16 protein-coding genes are annotated in these 20,656 nt (G+C 51.0%); 10 read left to right on the top strand and 6 right to left on the bottom strand.

The window, feature by feature from the left end; genetic code table 11:
* Positions 1-78 precede the first annotated feature (78 nt).
* The gene (locus tag ACN0VM_RS00175; protein WP_417448812.1) at positions 79-1,275 is read right to left on the bottom strand and encodes an N-acetylmuramoyl-L-alanine amidase; all 1,197 of its coding nucleotides are present in this window, start codon (positions 1,273-1,275) and stop codon (positions 79-81) included.
* 527 nt (positions 1,276-1,802) lie between these two features.
* Between ACN0VM_RS00175 and ACN0VM_RS00170 the strand changes: the two genes are divergently transcribed.
* The 3 genes from ACN0VM_RS00170 to ACN0VM_RS00160 all read left to right on the top strand — a co-directional run bounded on the left by ACN0VM_RS00170 (position 1,803) and on the right by ACN0VM_RS00160 (position 6,990).
* A complete protein-coding gene (locus tag ACN0VM_RS00170) occupies positions 1,803-4,634 on the top strand; it encodes an Rne/Rng family ribonuclease (RefSeq protein WP_417448811.1) in 2,832 nt (943 codons plus the stop codon).
* Positions 4,635-4,797: 163 nt separating this feature from the next.
* The gene (locus ACN0VM_RS00165) at positions 4,798-6,210 is read left to right on the top strand and encodes a M48 family metalloprotease (protein WP_417449024.1); all 1,413 of its coding nucleotides are present in this window, start codon (positions 4,798-4,800) and stop codon (positions 6,208-6,210) included.
* Between the two features lie 27 nt (positions 6,211-6,237).
* Complete coding sequence (locus ACN0VM_RS00160) at positions 6,238-6,990, top strand: DsbA family protein (protein ID WP_417448810.1); 753 nt, start codon at positions 6,238-6,240, stop codon at positions 6,988-6,990.
* A gap of 45 nt (positions 6,991-7,035) precedes the next feature.
* Here the strand turns inward: ACN0VM_RS00160 and thiS are convergent, their stop codons facing one another.
* Positions 7,036-8,064: a sulfur carrier protein ThiS gene (gene thiS, locus ACN0VM_RS00155; protein ID WP_417448809.1), complete on the bottom strand. Its 1,029-nt coding sequence runs from the start codon at positions 8,062-8,064 to the stop codon at positions 7,036-7,038.
* A gap of 102 nt (positions 8,065-8,166) precedes the next feature.
* Between thiS and aroQ the strand changes: the two genes are divergently transcribed.
* From aroQ to aat, 4 genes are read left to right on the top strand one after another with little or no spacing between them, the layout of a single operon-like run.
* Positions 8,167-8,622, top strand: coding sequence for a type II 3-dehydroquinate dehydratase (gene aroQ, locus ACN0VM_RS00150; protein WP_417448808.1), 456 nt, complete (start codon positions 8,167-8,169; stop codon positions 8,620-8,622).
* A gap of 26 nt (positions 8,623-8,648) precedes the next feature.
* A complete protein-coding gene (gene accB, locus ACN0VM_RS00145) occupies positions 8,649-9,122 on the top strand; it encodes an acetyl-CoA carboxylase biotin carboxyl carrier protein (protein WP_417448807.1) in 474 nt (157 codons plus the stop codon).
* Between the two features lie 13 nt (positions 9,123-9,135).
* The gene (gene accC / locus ACN0VM_RS00140) at positions 9,136-10,485 is read left to right on the top strand and encodes an acetyl-CoA carboxylase biotin carboxylase subunit (RefSeq protein ID WP_417448806.1); all 1,350 of its coding nucleotides are present in this window, start codon (positions 9,136-9,138) and stop codon (positions 10,483-10,485) included.
* Positions 10,486-10,500: 15 nt separating this feature from the next.
* Positions 10,501-11,160 (top strand): leucyl/phenylalanyl-tRNA--protein transferase, encoded by a 660-nt coding sequence (gene aat, locus ACN0VM_RS00135; RefSeq protein WP_417448805.1) that lies wholly within the window; start codon positions 10,501-10,503, stop codon positions 11,158-11,160.
* Here the strand turns inward: aat and ACN0VM_RS00130 are convergent.
* The 3 genes from ACN0VM_RS00130 to ACN0VM_RS00120 are packed head-to-tail and all read right to left on the bottom strand — an operon-like array spanning position 11,097 to position 12,430.
* Complete coding sequence (locus ACN0VM_RS00130) at positions 11,097-11,543, bottom strand: DUF2155 domain-containing protein (RefSeq protein WP_417448804.1); 447 nt, start codon at positions 11,541-11,543, stop codon at positions 11,097-11,099. The genes aat and ACN0VM_RS00130 overlap by 64 nt on opposite strands.
* Positions 11,524-11,982, bottom strand: a complete 459-nt coding sequence (mlaD, locus tag ACN0VM_RS00125; RefSeq protein WP_417448803.1) for an outer membrane lipid asymmetry maintenance protein MlaD — start codon at positions 11,980-11,982, stop codon at positions 11,524-11,526. Before mlaD ends, ACN0VM_RS00130 begins: the two co-directional genes overlap by 20 nt.
* Positions 11,983-12,031: 49 nt before the next feature.
* The gene (locus ACN0VM_RS00120) at positions 12,032-12,430 is read right to left on the bottom strand and encodes an NADH:ubiquinone oxidoreductase subunit NDUFA12 (RefSeq protein ID WP_417448802.1); all 399 of its coding nucleotides are present in this window, start codon (positions 12,428-12,430) and stop codon (positions 12,032-12,034) included.
* Positions 12,431-12,928: 498 nt separating this feature from the next.
* On the opposite strand from ACN0VM_RS00120, the gene ACN0VM_RS00115 reads away from it, so the two are divergent.
* From ACN0VM_RS00115 to ACN0VM_RS00105, 3 genes are all read left to right on the top strand, one after another.
* Entirely contained in the window at positions 12,929-16,597 is a 3,669-nt protein-coding gene (locus tag ACN0VM_RS00115; RefSeq protein WP_417448801.1) for a vitamin B12-dependent ribonucleotide reductase, read from the top strand.
* Positions 16,598-16,853: 256 nt separating this feature from the next.
* Positions 16,854-18,638: a putative bifunctional diguanylate cyclase/phosphodiesterase gene (locus ACN0VM_RS00110; protein WP_417448800.1), complete on the top strand. Its 1,785-nt coding sequence runs from the start codon at positions 16,854-16,856 to the stop codon at positions 18,636-18,638.
* Positions 18,639-18,705: 67 nt separating this feature from the next.
* Complete coding sequence (locus ACN0VM_RS00105) at positions 18,706-19,407, top strand: DUF4389 domain-containing protein (protein WP_417448799.1); 702 nt, start codon at positions 18,706-18,708, stop codon at positions 19,405-19,407.
* Between the two features lie 220 nt (positions 19,408-19,627).
* On the opposite strand, the gene ACN0VM_RS00100 is transcribed toward ACN0VM_RS00105, so the two are convergent.
* Positions 19,628-20,632 carry a glycerophosphodiester phosphodiesterase family protein gene (locus tag ACN0VM_RS00100; protein WP_417448798.1) on the bottom strand — a complete coding sequence of 335 codons (1,005 nt, stop codon included), beginning with the start codon at positions 20,630-20,632 and terminating at the stop codon, positions 19,628-19,630.
* Between the last annotated feature and the right edge of the window lie 24 nt (positions 20,633-20,656).

Below are 20,656 nucleotides of genomic sequence, written 5' to 3'. Positions count from 1 at the left end.
GCAAGTTTAGCGCTGCTTATGACAGTAATAATGGACCAGAGCAAATTATCTCAACAAGCCAGAAAAAAGCATTACACCTCAACGCCCTAGAGCAATCATTTGTTGAAAATAACGGTCGGTTGCTCTGCGCACTGCTTGTGCAATCTTTTTTCGTCCGTCAGAGCTGTTGATAAAGCGCGCATTCGACTTGTTGGTAAGATAGCCAGCTTCCAGCAATACCGAAGGAACGTCCGGTGCCTTCAGCACTCCCAGGTTGGCAAAACGGTGTGTACGCTGCAAAAGCGGCACGTCGCGGCCTAACTCCTGCACAAGAATATTGGCATACTGGGCCGAAAAATTCATAGTTTCCCGCTGAGCCAGGTCGATAAGTATACTTGAAACATCGTCGTCGGCCTGTGCAAGGTTAACGCCTGCGATAACATCGGACTTGTTCTCCCGTGCTGCCAATCTGGCCGCTTCACGGTCAGATGCCGTTTCAGACAAGTTATAAACACTGGCACCGCTGACTTTCGGATTTTTGATGGAATCGGCGTGAACGCTTATAAAAAGGTCTGCGCGGTGACGTCGAGCAATGCGAAACCGTTCCCGCACAGGATGAAAGATGTCACGGTCTCGCGTCATATGCACTTCATAGCGGCCTGTTTTATTAAGCTCGTCACGAATAGCGCGCGCAATTTCCAGCACGACAACTTTTTCATGTACCCCGATAACGCCAAGGTTTCCAGGGTCCGGCCCTCCGTGCCCTGCATCGATTACAACTACCCGCTTGCCTGAAATACGTTTGCGTGGAGCGGTAACATCCGGCACTGATGCGGACTCGAGTGTGGGCCTCGCACTTTTACTACTTTGCACCGCCGATAAAAAAGCCGCACGTGAAGTTGGTTTGATATCCAGTACAAGCCGGTGGTCGTATTTACCACTAGGGGGCAAGGTAAAAGAATTTGCAACAGTGGCTGGTTCTTTGAGGTCCAACACAATACGGTATACGCCCGGTGAAAAAAGTCCGTGACGATAGCCCTCGACCACGCCCGATGTTTTAACCGAACCATCGGCGCGCCAATTTGCTTCTGGTAAATCAATAACGACGCGGTAGGGATCCGCCAAAAGAAACATTGAGGGCTTCGCCTCGCTGGATACATCGAGAACAAAACGGGTTGTTGATCCATTCTGACCGAAGCGGATGCCATCGATGGTGATATCTTTAGCCTGTCCTGGCGAACTTTGCCCCAGCAGGATAAAACCACAGACCAACATCAAATTTAGCAAACGAAGCACACACATTCCCCGATATAAGCCTTTTCGCCGAACAACTTGGCTTCCATACTATGAACAACAGCTTAATCTCTCAAGAGAAACAAAATGGTGGCTCGAAATATGCCTGGATTCAGGATTAATAATGGCAAATCATACATTTCCTGTAAGTGAATGAACAATTTAGATTGTAATGATTGCTGGATTTCACTATTTTAATTCTGCGAGTTTACCGACCGGCCGCATGCGCGCGGCGGGTCTGGCTTTGACGGAACGCTCTCGTGGGCTGGCTTTATGCAGTTGCCCGCCATCGGACCCAAAGCCGAACAAGGACAAGAACCGGCAATGGCCAAAGGGCTTTGCGCATTGAAAAAACATCAGACAGGTCTGCCTTCTTTGCGAGTGCAGCGACCATCTTTTGTTGTCTGTAGCCTACCGGGGACTGCCTACTCCACTCCTACTATCTTAGTAACATCATATAAATTGGACTCGGCCTGCGCCCCCCTTTTCGAGGGCGTGCCCGCGCGGCTGAGCATCCGGAGAAGTAGTTTATGTCGACAAGAATGCTTATCGACGCACGTCACTCTGAAGAGACGCGCGTCACAGTTGTTAAGGGAAGCCGCGTAGAGGAGTTTGACTACGAATCTGCAACCAGACGCCAATTAAAAGGAAATATTTATCTCGCACGTGTAACACGTGTTGAGCCTTCTTTGCAGGCGGCCTTTGTAGAGTATGGCGGCAACCGCCATGGTTTCCTAGCTTTCAGCGAAATACACCCCGACTATTACCAGATTCCTCTTGAGGACCGCGAGGAGCTCATTGCTGCAGAGGTGAAGGCTGCAGAAACCCTTGCGGACGACGAGCCTCGGGGCGCTGACCCAATGACGTCCGACGCAGGTAGTGATCACGAAGGTGAAGACGCCCCTGACGTAAAAGATAGCGACGAGGACGAAAAAGACGCAGAGATTGAAGAGGCGGCAGCTCGCCGCCGCGGCCTTCGTGCATTGAAGCGCAAATATAACATTCAGGAAGTGATCAAACGCCGCCAGGTTTTGCTGGTGCAGGTGGTTAAAGAGGAACGCGGCAACAAAGGCGCGGCACTGACCACCTACCTTTCGCTTGCTGGCCGCTACTGCGTGCTGATGCCCAACTCGACCCATGCCGGGGGCATCAGTCGGAAAATTTCAAGCGCAACAGACAGAAAGCGTTTGAAAAAAATGATTTCTGATCTTGAAGTGCCGGAAGAAATGGGCCTGATTGTCCGTACTGCGGGCATGCAGCGCACAAAGGCTGAAGTGAAACGCGACTACGAATACCTGCTTCGGCTCTGGAATGGCATTCGCGAACTAACCCTGCAATCAGTTGCCCCTGCCCTTGTCTATGAGGAAGGCAACCTGATCAAACGCACAATTCGGGATCTTTATACACGAGATGTAGATGAAATTCTCGTAGAGGGTGAAAATGGCTACCGGGCAGCCAAGGACTTTATGAAGCTGCTGATGCCGAGCCATGCCAAAAAGGTCCAGCACTACAAAGACCGTATCCCGCTGTTTCACCGTTATCAGGTCGAAAGCCACCTTGAAGCAATGTACCAACCAGTGGTGCAGCTTCGCTCTGGCGGTTATATCGTGATCAACCCGACTGAGGCGCTGATTTCTATTGATGTAAACTCGGGCCGGGCAACCCGTGAACACAATATCGAAGAGACGGCCCTCAAAACCAACATGGAAGCGGCAGAGGAAGTCGCGCGGCAGTTGCGTCTGCGTGATATGGCTGGCCTCGTGGTCATTGATTTCATCGACATGGAAGAACGCAATAATAACCGCGCTGTTGAGCGGCGGATGAAAGACGTTCTCAAGTCCGATCGTGCTCGAATTCAAGTCGGTCGCATTTCAAGCTTTGGGCTTATGGAAATGTCTCGCCAACGTCTCCGTCCGAACCTGCTTGAGGCGAGCATGGAAACATGTTCGGCGTGTTCCGGGATGGGCGTTGTCAGGTCCGTAGAATCTGCGTCCCTCATGGTATTGCGTCAACTTGAAGAGGAAGGCATCCGCGGCCGCAGTTCCACTGTACGTGTGACCGCTAGCCCTGACGTGGCTATATATCTTCTGAACAAGAAACGCGCGATGTTGTCGGATCTGGAATCAAGTTACGGTTTCGTTATTGAGGTGTTGTCGTCACCAAATATGGCGCCCGCCGAGGTTGAAGTAACCTGGGAAGCAACTGCCGTTGGCGTAAAATCCGAGGGTCAAACAGAAAGTGCTGCCGTTAAGCCGGACAGTGCCGCCTCAACTCCTCTACCAATAGCCGCAGAGCCTGTAGAAGCCGTTGCTGTTACCGAAGAAAAACCTGAGGACGACAAACCTCGCCGTAAACGCCGCCGCCGCCGCCGCCGCCGCCGCGATGAAACATCGGAAGAAAGTAACGTTAAGACGCAACAGCCGGATGCTGATGATAGCAGCCCTGCAAGCGATCCCGAATCTGAAGAAATTGCAGTAAGTGACGACGGGGCAATCCGCGAGGATCGCCCTCGTCGTCGCAGAGGAAGCCGTGGTGGTCGTCGTCGTCGCGAGAGGAATGATTCGCCTAACTCAACCGATGACAACAATAATCGCGGTTCCAGTGAAGTTGTTTCTGAGCCTCAGGGCGATATCACCGAGGGATCGGCTCAAAGTAATGCTGATTCTGCTGCTGTGACCACGGAAGCAGAGGCTGTCGAATCCAAAGAACAAGCTAACGAAAAACCGGCACGTCGCCGCCGCGTCGTCAAGAAGGCTGAACCAAAAACTGGAGAACAGTCGTCACCGGCAGACGCAACTACTGAAGCGGCAACCTCAGGAGACCCTTCTGGCGAGGTCGTCGCAGAAGAGAAACCGAAGCCGCGGCGGCGCACGCGAAAGAAGGTGACCGAGGAGGATGCTGTTTCTCCAGATGCAGAAACACCAACACCGGTCGGGACAGATAAGGCCTTGGCTCTGGACAAACCTAAACGCCAGCCGCGAAAAAGGGCAACACCGAAGCCAAAGCCAGCACCAACGTCCGCCGATGATCCGGACTCAGCTGAACCTTCTGCGGAATCTCCGGCGAAAAAGGCACCTGCCCGTCGTCGTCGTCCCGCCAAAAAAGCAGACGACGCGACCCCCGTTGAGGTGAATGAGGCAACCACGAAGCAGAAAACAAAGACTGCTCCGGCAAAGGCAGTATCTCCGACACCTGCTGCGAAGGAACCGGCCACTCCGACAAAACCGCAGCCAATTGATAAACCGGTTCAATCAATCAAGGTTTCAGTTGATACAGCGCAGCGTGAATCAAGCGACGCTGCGCCCTCCGAGGATGATTCATCAGCCAAGCGTAAGGGTTGGTGGCAACGTACTTTCGGATAGGGCCACAAACTAAGCTTTAAAGGCGGTGAGGCCATAGCTTCGCCGCCTTTTTGTTTGAAAATCTGTTCGGGTTAACAATTAACAACTTTGTCAATCTTTGTTTATTGACGATCCGGCCCATGCGGCATAGCGTTCGACCCAAGATTGGAGAGATATTTTGCGTGTGACATCAAGACAGATTATTGCTTCGGTTCTCATGCTGCTATTGCTACCCCTCTCCGCGGCCCGGGCTCAATCAATTCTGCGGGATGCGGAAACCGAAGCCTTCTTGCACGAAGTCTCGGACCCAATATTTATCGCGGCAGGGCTGAACCCAAGTTCGGTGCATCTATATCTACTCCACGATAATTCCATAAACGCGTTTGTCACCGGCGGACAAAATATCTTCATTCACTCAGGGCTCATCCTCGCTGCAGACAATGTCGATGAATTTCTCGGGGTCATGGCGCATGAGACCTGCCACATTGCATGCGGTCACCGCGTACGTCGGGCTGACGCAGCGGGCATCGCTGGTACAACGTCCATACTTTCGATGGTACTGGGTGCCGCAGCTATTCTGGCAGGTGGAGCCGATGCTGGCCTAGGCATCATGATGGCAGGGCAGTCGGTTGCCCAAGGTCAATATCTCGCATATAGCCGTGGTCAGGAGAGTGAGGCTGATCTCGCTGGCGCCCGCTATCTTGAAGAAGCAGGTGTCCCTGGCGAAGGAATGATTGCCTTCTTCGAAAAACTGCGTGATCAGGAAATTCTGGCGCAGATCCGTCAAGACCCTTACGTGCGCAGCCACCCTCTAAACCGGACTCGAATACTGCAATTGCAGGAAGCTGTACAAACCAGCCCTTACGCAGGTCAGCCCCCAAACCCGGAAATGAACGAAAAATTCAACCGTCTCAAGGCCAAACTGGCCGGCTATCTTTTTGAACCACGCCGTACACTTCGGGACTACCCTCTCAGCGATTCGAGTGCTTCAGCGCGTTACGCCCGTGTCTATGCTTACCACAAAGCACTGGAGTGGGACGCTGCGCTGAAGGAAGCTGACGCACTCATCGAGATGGAGCCAAAGAACCCCTATTTCTATGAAATCAAGGGTCAAATTCTTTTTGAGAACGGGCGGGTAGATGAAAGTCTGCCAATATTTCGCAAGGCCGTAATGCTTGCACCGAGCGAGCCGTTGATCGCAACGGCACTGGGGCAGGCAATGGTATCCACCGAAGACAACAGACTGATGGCTGAGGCCATTCCCATTCTGGAGGACGCGACCCGTCAGGACCGTGGTAACAGCTTTGCATGGTTTAACTTAGCGAAGGCATACGCATGGGTCGGTAGAGAAGCTGAAGCCAGCCTAGCAACCGCAGAACGTTTCTACTCTGCAGGTTCACCCATGCAGGCCGTGATGCATGCGCAGCGTGCAATGCAGGCGTTTGATGAAGGCTCACCAGAGTGGTTGCGAGCTCAAGACATCATGTATGTCTCCGAAGAGGCGGCAGAAAAAATGCGTAAATACCAGAAACAACGCCGGGAAGACCAGGAACGCAGACGTTTTGAAGGTGTTGTTATGCGCGCTAACCCTTCGTAAACATAAGAACCAGATAGAAAGCCCTTTATGATCAAGAAAATGGTCTTTGCGGTAGCCATTGCCGCTATCACCTGCCCTGCCCTGATAGCGCAGGAGGCAGATATTGCCCCCGCAGAGCGCAAAAAAATAGAGTCCGTGATACAGGACTATTTGATGGAAAACCCAGAGATCGTCATGATGGCCATCCGAGAGTTGCAGCGCAGGCAAACCCTGGCTGAAATGCTGCCATCAGTTAACTTGTATCGTGATTATCTTGAGAAGGATCCGGCAGCTCCGGTGCTCGGAAACCCTCAAGGTGATGTTACCATCGTCGAATTCTTTGATTACCGTTGCGGTTATTGCCGTCGCCATTTCCCGGAGGTTATGAGACTGGTAGAAGGCGACGGTAATATCAGGTATCTGCCGAAACAGTTCCCAATACTGGATAGTCCGCAAGGCGAACCTCTATCGATGTTGTCTGCCAAAGCTGCGATTGCAGCGCAGAAACAAGGTAAGTTTGCCGAATTTCATAAGGCTATGATGTCTTCAAAAACTCAGATAACCGAGGACGCAATATACCGTATCGCCGAAAGTGTCGGACTGGACGTCGCAATGCTGAAATCTGATATGGCGGACAAGCTGGTCGAAAAAAGGATCACGAACACCCTTTCCATCGGTCAAGACATTGGATTTAGCGGCACACCCGGTTACATCATCGGTGACGATATTGTAACGGGCGCAGAGGGGTATGACCGCCTCAAGGAAGCAGTCGACCGCGCGCGCAAGGGCAAAGTTGAATAATATATTTCGGCAAATGAGGAGGCCGCTTATGGCGGCCTATCTCTTTTAGATCAGCCCTGACAGCGGCGAACTCGGATCGGCGTATCGTTTCTTCGGCATACGACCGGCAAGATAGGCCATTCGGCCGCTTTCAACAGCAAGCTTCATTGCCCGCGCCATGGTTACCGGTTTCTTTGCCTCTGCAATTGCAGTGTTCATTAACACCCCGTCACACCCCAACTCCATCGCAACAGCGGCATCTGACGCGGTACCTACACCTGCATCCACAAGGACAGGCACCTTGGCTTGCTCAATCATCAGACGAATTTGAACAGGGTTTTGGATACCAAGCCCTGAACCTATGGGCGCCCCCAGAGGCATAATGGCGACGCACCCCATCTCCTCAAGGCGTTTTGCGGCGATAGGATCGTCAGAACAATAGACCATCACCTTGAAACCGTCGCCAATAAGCGTTTCCGCAGCGGCGAAAGTCTCGATCATGTTCGGATAGAGGGTCTTCTGATCACCCAGCACTTCTAGTTTAACGAGGTCCCAGCCCCCGGCCTCCCTTGCCAGCCGTAAGGTCCGGACTGCACTGTCAGCATCGAAACAACCTGCTGTGTTGGGTAAGTATGTGATTTTCTCTGGATCAAGATAGTCAACAAGCATCGGCTGGTTAGGGTCAGAGACATTCACCCGCCGAACCGCAACGGTAACAATTTCTGCGCCGGACGCTTCAACAGCCTGCGCCGTTTCCTCGAAGTCCTTGTACTTACCGGTCCCAACAATGAGGCGAGAGTTATATTGTTTACCTGCCAGGTTCCATGAATCTGCTGTCTTGATCATGTTGGAATTTCCTCCCCCGATAAAATGTACAATCTCCAACTGGTCCCCATCCTGCAGCAGGACATCGTCGTAAGTCGATTTCGCCACGATCTGTCGGTTTCGTTCAACAGCGACCTTAGCGGGGTTGATACCAACGCCCTTAAGGAATTCTGAAAGCGAAGATCCTTCGGACAAACGTTTTTCATCGCCATTTACACTAATCCTGATCACGATATGTCTGTTTCCTTGCACTGATTCTGCATTGGTCATTTGATTTTCCACAAAGAAACTTATTCTTGCAGCTTTGCATGCCATGCATATGGCATTATACAGGGGTCTTCAAGCGATCTGTCGAAACATTGGGTCCAACTTATGACTATAAGCACGCCGACAACGATCATGGTCCTGAACGGGCCAAATCTCAACCTGCTCGGTAGCCGGGAGCCCGATACTTACGGTGCGCTGACCTTGTCTGAAATAGAGCACATGACAACAGATCATGCGACTCGACTTGGGATCGATATCAGTTTCCGTCAAAATAATCATGAAGGGACGCTGGTAGACTGGATACAGGAGGCCGGAGATAATACGGCAGGTATCGTGCTCAACGCGGGTGCGTACACGCATACTTCTATCGCTATCAGAGACGCGATCGCTGCAATCAAAACACCCGTTATTGAAGTGCATTTATCTAATATATTCGCGCGGGAGGGTTTCCGTCATCATTCCTACATTTCCGATGTTTCTGCTGGAGTGATTTGCGGTTTCGGCGCTACCGGATATGTACTTGCGATCGACGCCATAGCGAGTATGCTGCGCGTCAAATAACGTTACAGGGTTAAGGGTCTTATTACATGTCTAAAATCAAAGATTATAAAGAACTTATCCGTGAGCTTGCAGAGCTTCTCGACAAGTCCACGCTTTCCGAAATTGAAGTGGAAGAAGAGGATTTCCGCATTCGTGTTGCACGTGAGGTGCCAAACAATGTGAGTTATAATGCTGCCGCACCGACCATCGCACAGGCCCCGGCGTCTACTGCCGCACCTGTGTCTGCAGCGGCAGCTCCCGCACAAACAGCTAGTCCTGCGGAACACCCGGGTGCTGTGCCTGCGCCAATGGTGGGTACGACCTACACCGCACCTTCCCCTGGCGCCGATCCCTTTATCAAGGTCGGGGACACAGTCAAAGAAGGCGAGACGCTTCTCATCATCGAAGCCATGAAGGTCATGAATCAGATCGCCGCACCTAAATCCGGCAAGGTGAAAGAGATTTTCTTCGCCGATGCACAGCCGGTCGAGTTTGGTGAAACCCTCTGCATCATTGAATAGGGGCTTGCACCAAATGTTTGAAAAAGTTCTCATCGCCAACCGTGGTGAAATCGCGCTCCGCATTCATCGTGCCTGTCACGAAATGGGTATCAAGACAGTTGCGGTTCATTCCACGGCCGACAGCGATGCCATGCATGTGCGCCTCGCGGACGAAACGGTATGTATCGGGCCTCCATCAAGCGGCCAGAGCTATCTGAACATCCCTGCCATCATCTCTGCGGCAGAAATTACGGGGGCAGACGCAATCCACCCTGGTTACGGTTTTCTATCGGAAAATGCGCGCTTCTCCGAAATTGTCGGCGAACACGAAATTGCCTTTATCGGACCCTCCCCTGAGCATATCCGCATGATGGGGGACAAAATTACCGCCAAGGAAACAGTTAAAAAACTAGGGATTCCAGTAGTGCCCGGTTCGGAAGGTGGTATCACTGACGATGTTGAGGCTGAACGGGTATGCAAGGAAATTGGTTACCCTGTAATTATTAAGGCGTCTGCCGGAGGCGGTGGTCGCGGCATGCAAATTGTTCGCGAGGCAGCAGAACTATCCCGAAAACTGCAAACCTGTCGCACCGAAGCCAAAGCTGCATTTGGTGACGACGCCGTATATATAGAGAAATTCCTCCAAAAGCCGCGGCATATCGAGTTTCAGATCATAGGTGACAGCCACGGAAACTGCATCCATCTGGGTGAACGTGACTGCAGCTTACAGCGCCGCCACCAGAAGGTACTCGAAGAGGCCCCTTCCCCGGTTATCGATAATGAAACCCGCGAACGCATGGGCGGAATCGTTGCAAAAGCAATGGCGAATTTCGGCTATTGTGGTGCAGGCACCATTGAGTTCCTATACGAGAACGGTGAGTTTTACTTCATTGAAATGAATACCCGCCTACAGGTTGAACATCCTGTGACCGAAATGATCACCGGGATTGACATAGTGCGCGAACAAATACGCGTCGCCTCCGGCGAAAAGCTCTCCTACAGTCAAGATATGGTCCGTTTCTTTGGCCATGCGATCGAGTGCAGGGTCAACGCGGAACACCCGTTCACCTTTGTCCCCAACCCCGGTGATGTTACACAGTATCACCCACCTGGCGGATTGAATGTCCGCTGTGACAGTGCTGTGTATGCGGGTTATCGCATTCCGCCATACTATGACAGCATGATTGCCAAGCTGATCGTATCAGGATACACGCGTGAAGGTTGCCTGTTGCGCCTCAGGCGGTCTCTGGAGGAATATGTTATCGACGGTGTTGTAACAACGATACCACTTCATCAGGCATTGATGGATAACGAGGATTTCCAGGCAGGCAATTACGATATTCATTGGCTGGAAAAATTCCTCGAGCAACGTAAATCTGAGTAATGTAGATTGGGGGCTATGCCAAAAGACAGTATAACCCCCAACCTTCTTCTGCAGGCCTATGCTTCCGGCGTTTTCCCTATGGCCGATCACCGCGACGATGCGGACCTTTTCTGGATCGACCCGGAGGAGCGCGGTATCATACCTCTCGATGGTTTTCACATACCTCGTAAACTAGCCAAGTGTATCCGTAAGGAAACATTTGAGGTACGCGCCAATACTGCCTTTAGAGAGGTAGTGCGCGCTTGCTCAGCTCCTGCACATGGCCGGGATACGACATGGATCAGTGAGAGAATAGAAAGGTTATACACAGAGCTCCACAATATGGGGTTTGCGCACTCCATCGAATGCTGGCAAGCCGAACAGCTCGTCGGAGGCTTATATGGCGTCTCTCTCGGCGGCGTGTTTTTCGGTGAAAGCATGTTCCATACGGTGACGGATGCCAGCAAAGTAGCCCTGGTACATCTGGTTGCGCATTTACGCCATAGCGGCTTCCGGTTGCTGGATACACAATTCATTACCGGTCATCTACGGCAATTTGGGGCCATAGAAATACCAAGAACCGAGTATCACGAACTGCTGTCCAATGCGCTAAAAAGCCTCGATGTCCGGTTTCAGCGTATGCCGCGTTCGATCTCTGGAGTGGAGGTTTTACAGTTAATCACCCAAACGTCATAAACAGGGTGTTCAAGCGCGTTCAATGCGGGACTCGAAGCTACCATCCAGCCTTCAAAAACACGCTCCCGAACGTCGCTGCGTTTGATGTCATCAATCTCGAGGTAGGCAAAGGTTTCTGGTGCTTCGATCGGTGGCCTGGTACGGCAATAACGGACAGTTAACGCCAGCGTTCCAAACCTGCCCTCATCACCAACGGGTAATTCGATTTCTGTGATACGCGCGGTTATCTTGTCAAGCGCGCGCAGGACGACAACACTGTTTGCCCGATTGCTAGGCTTATTCGCATCGGCCTCAATACTCTGCTGCGGTAGTACCTGAGTTGAAATCAACATGGTGGATAGCAGGCCGAAAGCCATCAAAAGCTTATTCGGATTTTTTTGCATCAGAACCGCCATACATAAACTTACCGATCAACCCGATGAGATCGACAGCGTCCTGGGTTTCAGATATCTCATCACCCGGCGCCAGGTTTTCAAGCGATCCACCTGGCCGCAAACTGAGGTATGTGCCACCAAGTAATCCTTCGGAAGTAATAGCAGCGGCTGTGTCGAGCGGCAGTTTGACATTCTCCGCTACCGAAAAATGTATGATCGCCTGATAGGTTTTGGGGTCAAGTTCGCTGTCGATGATCGACCCTACCTTGATGCCAGATAACCTGACGTCAGCACCAACGCCTAATCCATCAATACGGTCAAATCTCGCCTGCAACTGATATCCGCTGGAAACAGCTCCGTCGGTGCGCTCATATGCAAAAACAAGAAACCAGCCCGCTATGACCAACACCAGTGCACCAATCAGACTTTCAACCAAATTACTCGACATATATATCTTTCATACCCGTTATCCGCCTGAAAAATAGAAACCGACGTCTTTATGGGCGCCATGGCTCATAATCAGACGTGGTCGCGGCGCGGTTACCCGCAGCGCCAAGAGCACCCTGGGGAAAATAGGCTTCAGCGGAGCCCGTTTTGTTTGGCTGATGCTCTTTTTCCCACGGCTTTTTAACAAGCGGTGTTTCACTGGGCGGGTTTTTCATCGTATAATGCAACCAACCATGCCAGTCAGCAGATACACGGGTCGCCTCAACTGGACCATTCTTGTATATAACCCAGCGCTTGCGGCCATTTTTTTCCTGAAAATAGATATTACCCAGTTCATCCTCGCCAACTTTCACGCCCTTTCGGCGCGTATACAGCAACGTGCCAAATGTAGCGCTATTCCACCATGTAAAGATGGGAGAGGAGAACAGTTTCGAAACCAAACCAGCCATAGCGAATTTCCATACTTACTCAGTCAATTTCGGCTCATGTAACACGTTTGACGCGCGAGGAAAAGCAGCAAGCTTGACGGTGCAACATTTAATACTCGTTATATCTTACAGGTAAGATAGCGTAAGCCGATTCGGCGCTGGAATGTGCTCTTCTTCACAACATCAATATTTTTAAGATTAGTTTATGGAAAAACTAAGGCAAAAGGCCGACTCAGGACTATGCAATGAGTCGGTAATCACACGCTCATGACCGGTACTCTGTCAATCACAATATCTATAAAAATACGCTTGTAGCGAGACCGCCATCGCCCCTAAGCTTGTGCCCAACAAAGACTGATCCACAACATATAGTGGGCAGCAGGCAGCGGCACAGCATAATGAAAAGGTAAAAACCGGCTATCCCGGTTCGCGTCTGCATGCATGAGCCGCTTTCGGCATGTCTGAAATTTGGTTGAGAAACACTTTTACAGTTCGAATTACCCTGGGGGAAATGAACACATGCGCATCGAACGCCAGTTTACCAAGGATGCCACCTGTCCGTACTCAAGCCAAGAGTGGCGTACTGCTGTAAGCGAAATCAGGAACCCGGATGGGTCTATCGTTTTCCATATGGACAGCGTGGAGGTCCCCACGAGTTGGAGCCAGGTCGCGACCGATATCATTGCGCAAAAATACTTCCGGAAAGCAGGGGTTCCCAAGAAGCTAAAGGCCATCGAGGAAAATGATGTGCCAAGATGGCTTTGGCGTAAAACCGCCGATGAAAAGGCGCTGACCGCGCTGCCCAAGCAGGAGCGTTATGGCGCAGAGACCAGCGCGAAACAGGTGTTTGACCGTCTTGCCGGCACCTGGACATACTGGGGCTGGAAAGGTGGCTATTTCGAGGGGGAAAACGACGCGCGCGCCTTCTTTGACGAGATGCGCTTTATGCTTGCAAATCAAATGGCGGCACCAAATAGCCCTCAATGGTTCAATACGGGCCTTCATTGGGCTTATGGTATAGATGGGCCCGCTCAGGGCCACCATTATGTGGACTATAAAACCGGCAAACTCGTGAAATCCAAAAGCGCTTACGAGCATCCGCAGCCCCATGCTTGTTTTATTCAGGGTGTATCAGATGATCTGGTCAATGAAGGCGGAATCATGGACCTGTGGACCCGTGAGGCCCGCTTGTTCAAGTACGGATCAGGTACCGGGTCTAATTTCTCAAACATTCGGGGTAACGGGGAAGCGCTTTCCGGCGGAGGCAAATCATCCGGCCTGATGAGTTTTCTCAAGATTGGAGACCGCGCAGCTGGCGCCATTAAATCCGGGGGCACCACGCGTCGGGCAGCGAAAATGGTAGTGGTGGATATCGACCATCCTGACATTGAGGAGTTCGTATCCTGGAAAGTTGTTGAGGAACAAAAAGTTGCAGCGCTGGTCTCTGGTTCTAAGCTTAACGAAATTCACCTCAACAGCATTATCAAAGCGTGCCACACGAGCAAAGCGGACCTAGGAGATAATGCCTTTAATCCCAAGGAGAACAAGGAACTCAGGAAAGAGATCATCGCTGCCCGCAAGGTAATGATTCCAGAAAATTACGTTCAGCGTGTCATCCAATTCGCCAAACAGGGTTATACCTCTATCGAGTTTAAGACTTACAACACCGACTGGGATTCCGATGCCTATCTGACGGTCTCCGGCCAAAACTCAAATAACTCGATTCGTGTAAGTGATGACTTTATGCAGTCGGTCAAAATGGGTAAGGAATGGACCTTAACCAGCCGCACCGACGGTACCGTCGTCAAAACCGTCCAGGCTGCGGAGCTTTGGCGTGACGTCGGTCATGCGGCATGGGCATGCGCCGATCCCGGCATTCAGTTCCACACAACAATCAACGACTGGCATACCTGTCCAGCCAGCGGCGATATCCGAGCATCCAACCCCTGTTCAGAATATATGTTTCTGGACGATACTGCATGTAACCTTGCTTCCCTTAATTTGATGACTTTCCGAGCGAGTGACGGCAGCTTCAAAGTTGATTCCTTCCGTCATGCCGTCCGCTTGTGGACAATGGTCTTGGAAATCTCGGTTCTGATGGCCCAGTTCCCATCCAAAGAGATTGCCAAACTTTCATATGAATATCGTACATTGGGCCTCGGGTTTGCCAACATAGGGGGCCTTCTCATGAGCTTGGGCCTTGGTTACGATAGCGATGCCGGGCGTGCTCTATGTGGCGCCATCTCCGCGCTGATGACCGGAGAGAGCTATGCAACCTCCGCTGAAATGGCGTCCGAATTGGGTGCTTTTCCGGGCTATAAAAAAAATGCCGAGCATATGCTTAGGGTTATCCGCAATCACCGCCGTGCCGCTTATGGGCAAGAGGAAGGTTACGAGAAGCTTAATACCAACCCCGTTCCACTGGATATCGAAGGCTGCCCAGACAAGGCGATTGCCATCGCGGCGGCGGAAGCGTGGGACCGTGCTCTTGAAATTGGCGGGGAACACGGCTTCAGAAATGCCCAGACATCTGTAATTGCTCCCACCGGCACAATCGGCCTTGTGATGGACTGCGATACAACAGGAATCGAGCCAGATTTTGCACTGGTCAAGTTCAAAAAACTCGCTGGTGGAGGCTATTTTAAAATCATCAACCGTATTGTACCGCAAGCCCTTGAGGGGCTGGGGTATAACTCACAACAGATTGAGGACATTTCTCGTTATGCAGTTGGACGTGGCACCCTGAAGGGGGCGCCTGCTGTCAATCATGACACCCTGCGTGCCAGAGGCTTTACCGACCGCGAGCTTGACTTGGTTGAGGAACAACTCAAAAACGCTTTTGATATAAAGTTCGTCTTTAACCAATGGACACTTGGGACAGATTTCTGCCGTGATAAACTGGGAATCGATGACGAGGACCTGGCCGATTTTAACTTCGACCTCCTCGCGGCTGTCGGCTTCGCAAAAGGCGAGATCAACGACGCAAACTTGTATTGTTGCGGCTCCATGACGCTTGAAGGTGCGCCTCACCTGCTTGTTGAACATTATTCGGTATTCGACTGCGCCAACGCCTGTGGCAAGATTGGTAAACGCTTCCTGTCCTGGCAAAGCCACATTCACATGATGGCAGCGGCACAGCCGTTTATTTCGGGTGCAATTTCGAAGACCATCAATATGCCCAACAGCGCCGACGTTGACGATTGCATGGCGGCATACGAATTAAGTTGGTCACTAGCCCTGAAAGCGAATGCCCTTTACCGAGATGGTTCCAAACTAAGCCAACCACTGAGTGCTTCGCTTCTGGATGATTCCGACCTTGAAGAGGAATTGGAGGATAGGTCAATACCCGAAAAGGCAGAGTTGGTTGCTGAGCGAATTATCGAGCGGATAGTGGAGGTGGAGCGGCAAGGTGCCGCCAGTCGCAAGCGACTGCCCGAGCGGCGCAAAGGGTATACGCAAAAGGCCATTGTCGGTGGACACAAAGTGTATCTGAGAACCGGGGAATATGATGATGGCTCGGTTGGCGAGATTTTCATCGACATGCATAAAGAAGGCGCCGCATTCCGATCGCTCATGAACAATTTTGCCATCGCCATATCGATTGGCCTACAGTACGGCGTACCACTTGAAGAGTTTGTAGATGCATTCACCTTCACCCGTTTCGAACCATTTGGCCGTGTCGAAGGTAATGAAACCATCAAAATGGCCACGTCGCTACTTGACTATATCTTCAGGGAACTGGCGATTTCCTATCTTGGGCGCGATGACCTTGCGCATGCGACACCTGCCGACTTTGCCCCAGACACTACGGGACGCGGTGACGCTCGAGACGGTCTACCACAGCTTGATGATGAAGTGACGGAAGCACTTGAACGTGTACAAAAATTTGCATCATCCGGTTACGTGCGTGGTAGCAATCTCGTGGTGCTCAAAAGCAAAACTCAACGGGATGAAACGGAACTGGAAACAGTTTCGCTCGGCACAGGAACCGATGGTGGCACAGCATACACGTCCCTAGGATCGGCGATGACTAACGGCGCGACTGATGCAACTCCCGACGCGCGCATCGCAGCACGTATGAAAGGTTACGAAGGAGATGCGTGCGGCGAGTGTGGCAATTTCACTCTGGTTCGTAACGGTACCTGCCTTAAATGTGACACGTGCGGAGGTACCAGCGGCTGTAGCTGATGCTTTACAGGTTTTACCCACCCACTAACCCGTCCCAGTGGGTGGCTATCTCGGGGAAGGTCCTGCCTTCCCCTTTTTTTGTCCCGAATTGACACGTTTATAATTAGTTGTATTGATTTTATTGTTTTTTTTTTCGTCAACTGATTATCCTTTACTAAATTTTTACGTTGCAGTGATGAAATGATATCTGTGACTGTGGGTTTCTGAACAAACAAATAGCTATACCCATCAACCAAGACAACCGGGGCGGCCAACCGTGTCAAACACACAAATCAACAGGGTATCGCCGATTGACGATACAATGGACGGAGCTGCGAGAGGCACCAACATCGTTAACACTACCGCCGTGGTCGACCGTCTTCCTGTGGGTGTGCTGGTTTGCAAAATCAACAAGACAAATGTTCTTGAAGCTTTGTTCGCGAATGAGTTTGCGCGTGATGTTTTTGCTCTTGAGGACACCACGGTCCTACCCTGCCCGCTGGACACCGTCTGGAATTCGGCCGACAGCCATGTACTCGCCGGACAAATTTCAGATGTTTTCCGCACATTGCGTGACAGCAGCTTCGAATGGAGCATCCGCGGAGAAGGCATTGAGCGCTTTCTGACATCGCAGTTGATGCCCTTGCTGGATCACGAGGGTAATGCTTATCAAGTTATCTGCACCATAGAGGATCAGACAGCGGAAAAACTGGCGGAGCGGAACTTGCTTCACCACGCTTTTCATGATGCGCTTACGGGTCAGCCCAACCGCGTTCTGTTCCGCAACAAGCTTGAAGACGCCGTTTCAGATTGCCAACGAGAAAGCCATAACACCGGCTGTGCCGTGTTGATCATCAATATTGACAGGTTTCAACAGATCAACGAGAGCTTTGGTCACAGCGCTGGTGATCGTTTTCTGATTTCCATGGCGTCTACACTTCGGCGATGCATCAGAAGCTCCGACACTCTTGCCCGTCTGTCAGGGGATGAATTCGCAATACTTGTTTCACGTTTCAAGGATGTGAATGAAGTTGAGATGATTTCGCATCGCGTTCACGCAGCAATGCAACAACCCTATGATCTCGATGGAAATGAGGTTTTCACTTCTGTGTCCATTGGAGTTGCAACAACACTCTCCAGCTCTACGCACCCAGAAGACCTCATCAGGGACGCAGATTTTGCCATGCACAGAGCAAAGGGAGCCGGCAAAGCGAGAACAGAAATTTATCACCGGGATTCACATCAACGCGCACGCTCTCAGTTTCATCTGGAAACGGAGTTGCGTCGTGCAGTTGAACGAAACGAACTGGATCTTTATTACCAGCCCATCATCGACCTTGGGTCCTCGAAGCTTCATGGTTTTGAAGGCTTAACGCGGTGGGTTCACAAGGACCGCGGCTTTGTATCTCCTGTAGAATTTATCCCGCTTGCGGAGGAAACCGGGGTAATCGTCAATTTGGGACGTTGGGCGATTAAGGCCGCCTGTATGCAAATTAAAAATTGGGTAGATGAAGTGGGGACTGACAAAGCCGTTCCGGTGAACGTCAATGTGTCCGGCATTCAGTTTGCCCGTGATAATGTCGCCGCCGTAGTAGAAGAAGCACTCAAGGAAAGTGGAATAGATGGCCGGTTTCTGCGTATCGAACTGACAGAAAGTGCGATCATGGCAAACCCCATGCGTATTTCTGAATCCCTGCACCGTATTCGTAGGCTGGGTGTCAAGGTAGCGCTCGACGACTTTGGTACAGGTTATTCCTCCCTGAACTACCTGCACCAATTTCCTATCGACGTAATAAAAATCGATCGTAGCTTCATCAACCAATTGGAAAGAGGCAATGCACCATACAAAATACTGCGTATGATTGGTATGCTCGCCAGCAGCCTTGGCTATGAAGTTGTGGCCGAAGGCCTTGAGGACCTTGAGCATATCGACATGCTAAGGACGTTGGAGTTTGGCTTCGGACAAGGTTTCTATTTCTCAAAGCCTGTCGATGGATCTCAAGCAACTGAGTTTGTTCGAGGTCATCTTCCTTGGTCTCAAATAGATTTGGCCTCTAGCTGACCTTGAAGTCTTTGCTTCAATTCACCACATGCTATTATAGCGTTTCGTTATATAAGACAGGTGAACAATGACCGAGGAAACTGGCAGTAAAGCGAACAACACCGATGCCACACCAAAGGTGTCGCGTAAGAAAACTACGGCAAAGACGCCTGCAACAAAAAAAATCGATACCAAAAAAACAGCTAGTAAAGCGGCAACCAGAAAGCCTGCGCGCAGCTCGAAAGCTTCTTCCGTCGGCGGCGGACAATCAGCTGTCAGCAGACCAGCGATCAAAGCGGCCAAGGCGAAGAGCTCGGCGCCAAAAACCTCGCCATCAGCCCGTACAGGCGAGAGCATGGTGGCAACCCCATCCAGCGCCACCCAGCATGAAGACACACTAGAAAGCGCGAAACCTCAACCCCGCGAAACCGCCTCATCGGCAACCGCTCAAACGCATCATCATGATGAATATCAACCCGGCAGTGGGGAAAATCGGGAGGACCCCTACTCAGCGGATCGAATCGCCTCAGAACTGAAATCAAAAGACTGGGGAGACGTTTTGGCACGGGCCGCATTTACGCTATTTTACATGTTTGCATCATGGTTGGCGGTTGTGCTGGGCGCGGGTTTAACGATTATTCAGTTCCTAGTGTATCTCGTCACTGGCAAAGGAAACAACGTTATCTCTCGGACTATTTTGTCCATTGGCCACTATCTTAACCAAGTCGCATTATACGTTAGCTTTTCAAGTGATGAACGGCCATTTCCCTTTGGCAAGGACCTACTATAGGCTAGGCTAGGCTAGGCGCGCTTCAGTCCTGAGGCTTGAGGCAATATAGCAACTCAATATTCATACCGTACTGATCTATGCAGGTTTTTCGCTTATGTGAGTTGCTGAAGAATATCCGCTCACAGGCCTACAGCGTTGAACAAGACTTCCCCACCAAGCCTTATCACAACGACAGCAGCGATCGCAGTCAGTATTCCTTTTGCAAAGTCAGCCATCGTTTTTATTCCATCTCTTTGGGGCCGGCACTTAGTAGGTTAAAACTCCGGCGAGCCTGAATGGCGGTATCCGGGAAGTCCGTAAACACTCCATCAACACCCTGAGAAAAAAGGAACTTAAGCTCTTCGTCAACAGTTTTGATCTTGCCTGGTACCTGATCGTTACGTACCGTCCATATGTGAACCTTTAAGCCAAGGTTATGCGCATCCTTTACTATACCTGAGGGTTTGCCTTTCGGCCCCAGGAGCAGCGCCTTATTAATTCCTATACCATCAACATGTTCAGCATAGAGCTGCAAAGGCGCTGCCAACTTGTATAGTTTGGTGATCGCGTCTTTTTTTCCCTCGATCAGCCATATAAGTTCAGCATCAGTCCGGCCACGCAAGCTGATGAGGTATTCAGCATTAAAGCATTGAAAATAAAGTGGTATGCCTGCCTCTATTATTTCCGCAAAACCTTTTAATAGCGAAGCGGTGGGGTCAAGTCCTTGCCTTATAAAAAGCTCGGGCCGCTTTATCTCAACATAAAGTCCAGCAGAATGCCCCCTCGAACGAGCAGCTTTCATCATTGCGATAATTTCATCAAACGTCGGAATGCTCTCCAAACCATCATAGGCTTGGCCTCGCCCATGCCTTGGTTGTACAGCCCGTAACGTTTTGATTTCCGCCAAGGTAAAATCAAAAACGTACCAATCTTCTCTCCCTCGCACCTTGCGTCGTTTGGAAGCAAATTCAGGATGCTCTGCAACATCTGTTGTTTGAGAAAGATAAATATCATGCCTGGCAATCAGGTGCCCGTCTTTTGTCATGACGAGATCCGGCTCTATGTAATCTGCGCCCTGCTCTAGCCCTAGCTTATAAGAAAGGAGTGTATGCTCAGGTCGATAACCACTCGCGCCCCGGTGGGCAATCACAATTACACCCTCATCCTTATGTGCGGTATTTTCTGCCATAGCTTGTCCTCCTGACGCTGCCAGCATCAGCCAACTGAAAAACATTTTCAAACGCACAGGCTATTCCTCTTTTTCACAATC

This window comes from Kordiimonas sp. (assembly GCF_048260245.1).
Lineage (GTDB): Bacteria > Pseudomonadota > Alphaproteobacteria > Sphingomonadales > Kordiimonadaceae > Kordiimonas.
The sequence above is the reverse complement of the archived record's forward strand: the minus strand, read 5'-3'. Positions and strand labels throughout refer to the sequence as shown.

Bases quoted from the DNA above. Each gene is read 5' to 3' on its own strand.
- ACN0VM_RS00115 (WP_417448801.1), top strand. From the start codon at position 12,929: ATGCGCATCGAACGCCAGTTTACCAAGGATGCCACCTGTCCGTACTCA.
- ACN0VM_RS00120 (WP_417448802.1), bottom strand. From the start codon at position 12,430: ATGGCTGGTTTGGTTTCGAAACTGTTCTCCTCTCCCATCTTTACATGG.
- ACN0VM_RS00170 (WP_417448811.1), top strand. From the start codon at position 1,803: ATGTCGACAAGAATGCTTATCGACGCACGTCACTCTGAAGAGACGCGC.
- thiS (WP_417448809.1), bottom strand. From the start codon at position 8,064: ATGACCAATGCAGAATCAGTGCAAGGAAACAGACATATCGTGATCAGG.
- ACN0VM_RS00105 (WP_417448799.1), top strand. From the start codon at position 18,706: ATGACCGAGGAAACTGGCAGTAAAGCGAACAACACCGATGCCACACCA.
- ACN0VM_RS00130 (WP_417448804.1), bottom strand. From the start codon at position 11,543: ATGCAAAAAAATCCGAATAAGCTTTTGATGGCTTTCGGCCTGCTATCC.
- aroQ (WP_417448808.1), top strand. From the start codon at position 8,167: ATGACTATAAGCACGCCGACAACGATCATGGTCCTGAACGGGCCAAAT.
- accC (WP_417448806.1), top strand. From the start codon at position 9,136: ATGTTTGAAAAAGTTCTCATCGCCAACCGTGGTGAAATCGCGCTCCGC.
- mlaD (WP_417448803.1), bottom strand. From the start codon at position 11,982: ATGTCGAGTAATTTGGTTGAAAGTCTGATTGGTGCACTGGTGTTGGTC.
- accB (WP_417448807.1), top strand. From the start codon at position 8,649: ATGTCTAAAATCAAAGATTATAAAGAACTTATCCGTGAGCTTGCAGAG.
- ACN0VM_RS00160 (WP_417448810.1), top strand. From the start codon at position 6,238: ATGATCAAGAAAATGGTCTTTGCGGTAGCCATTGCCGCTATCACCTGC.
- aat (WP_417448805.1), top strand. From the start codon at position 10,501: ATGCCAAAAGACAGTATAACCCCCAACCTTCTTCTGCAGGCCTATGCT.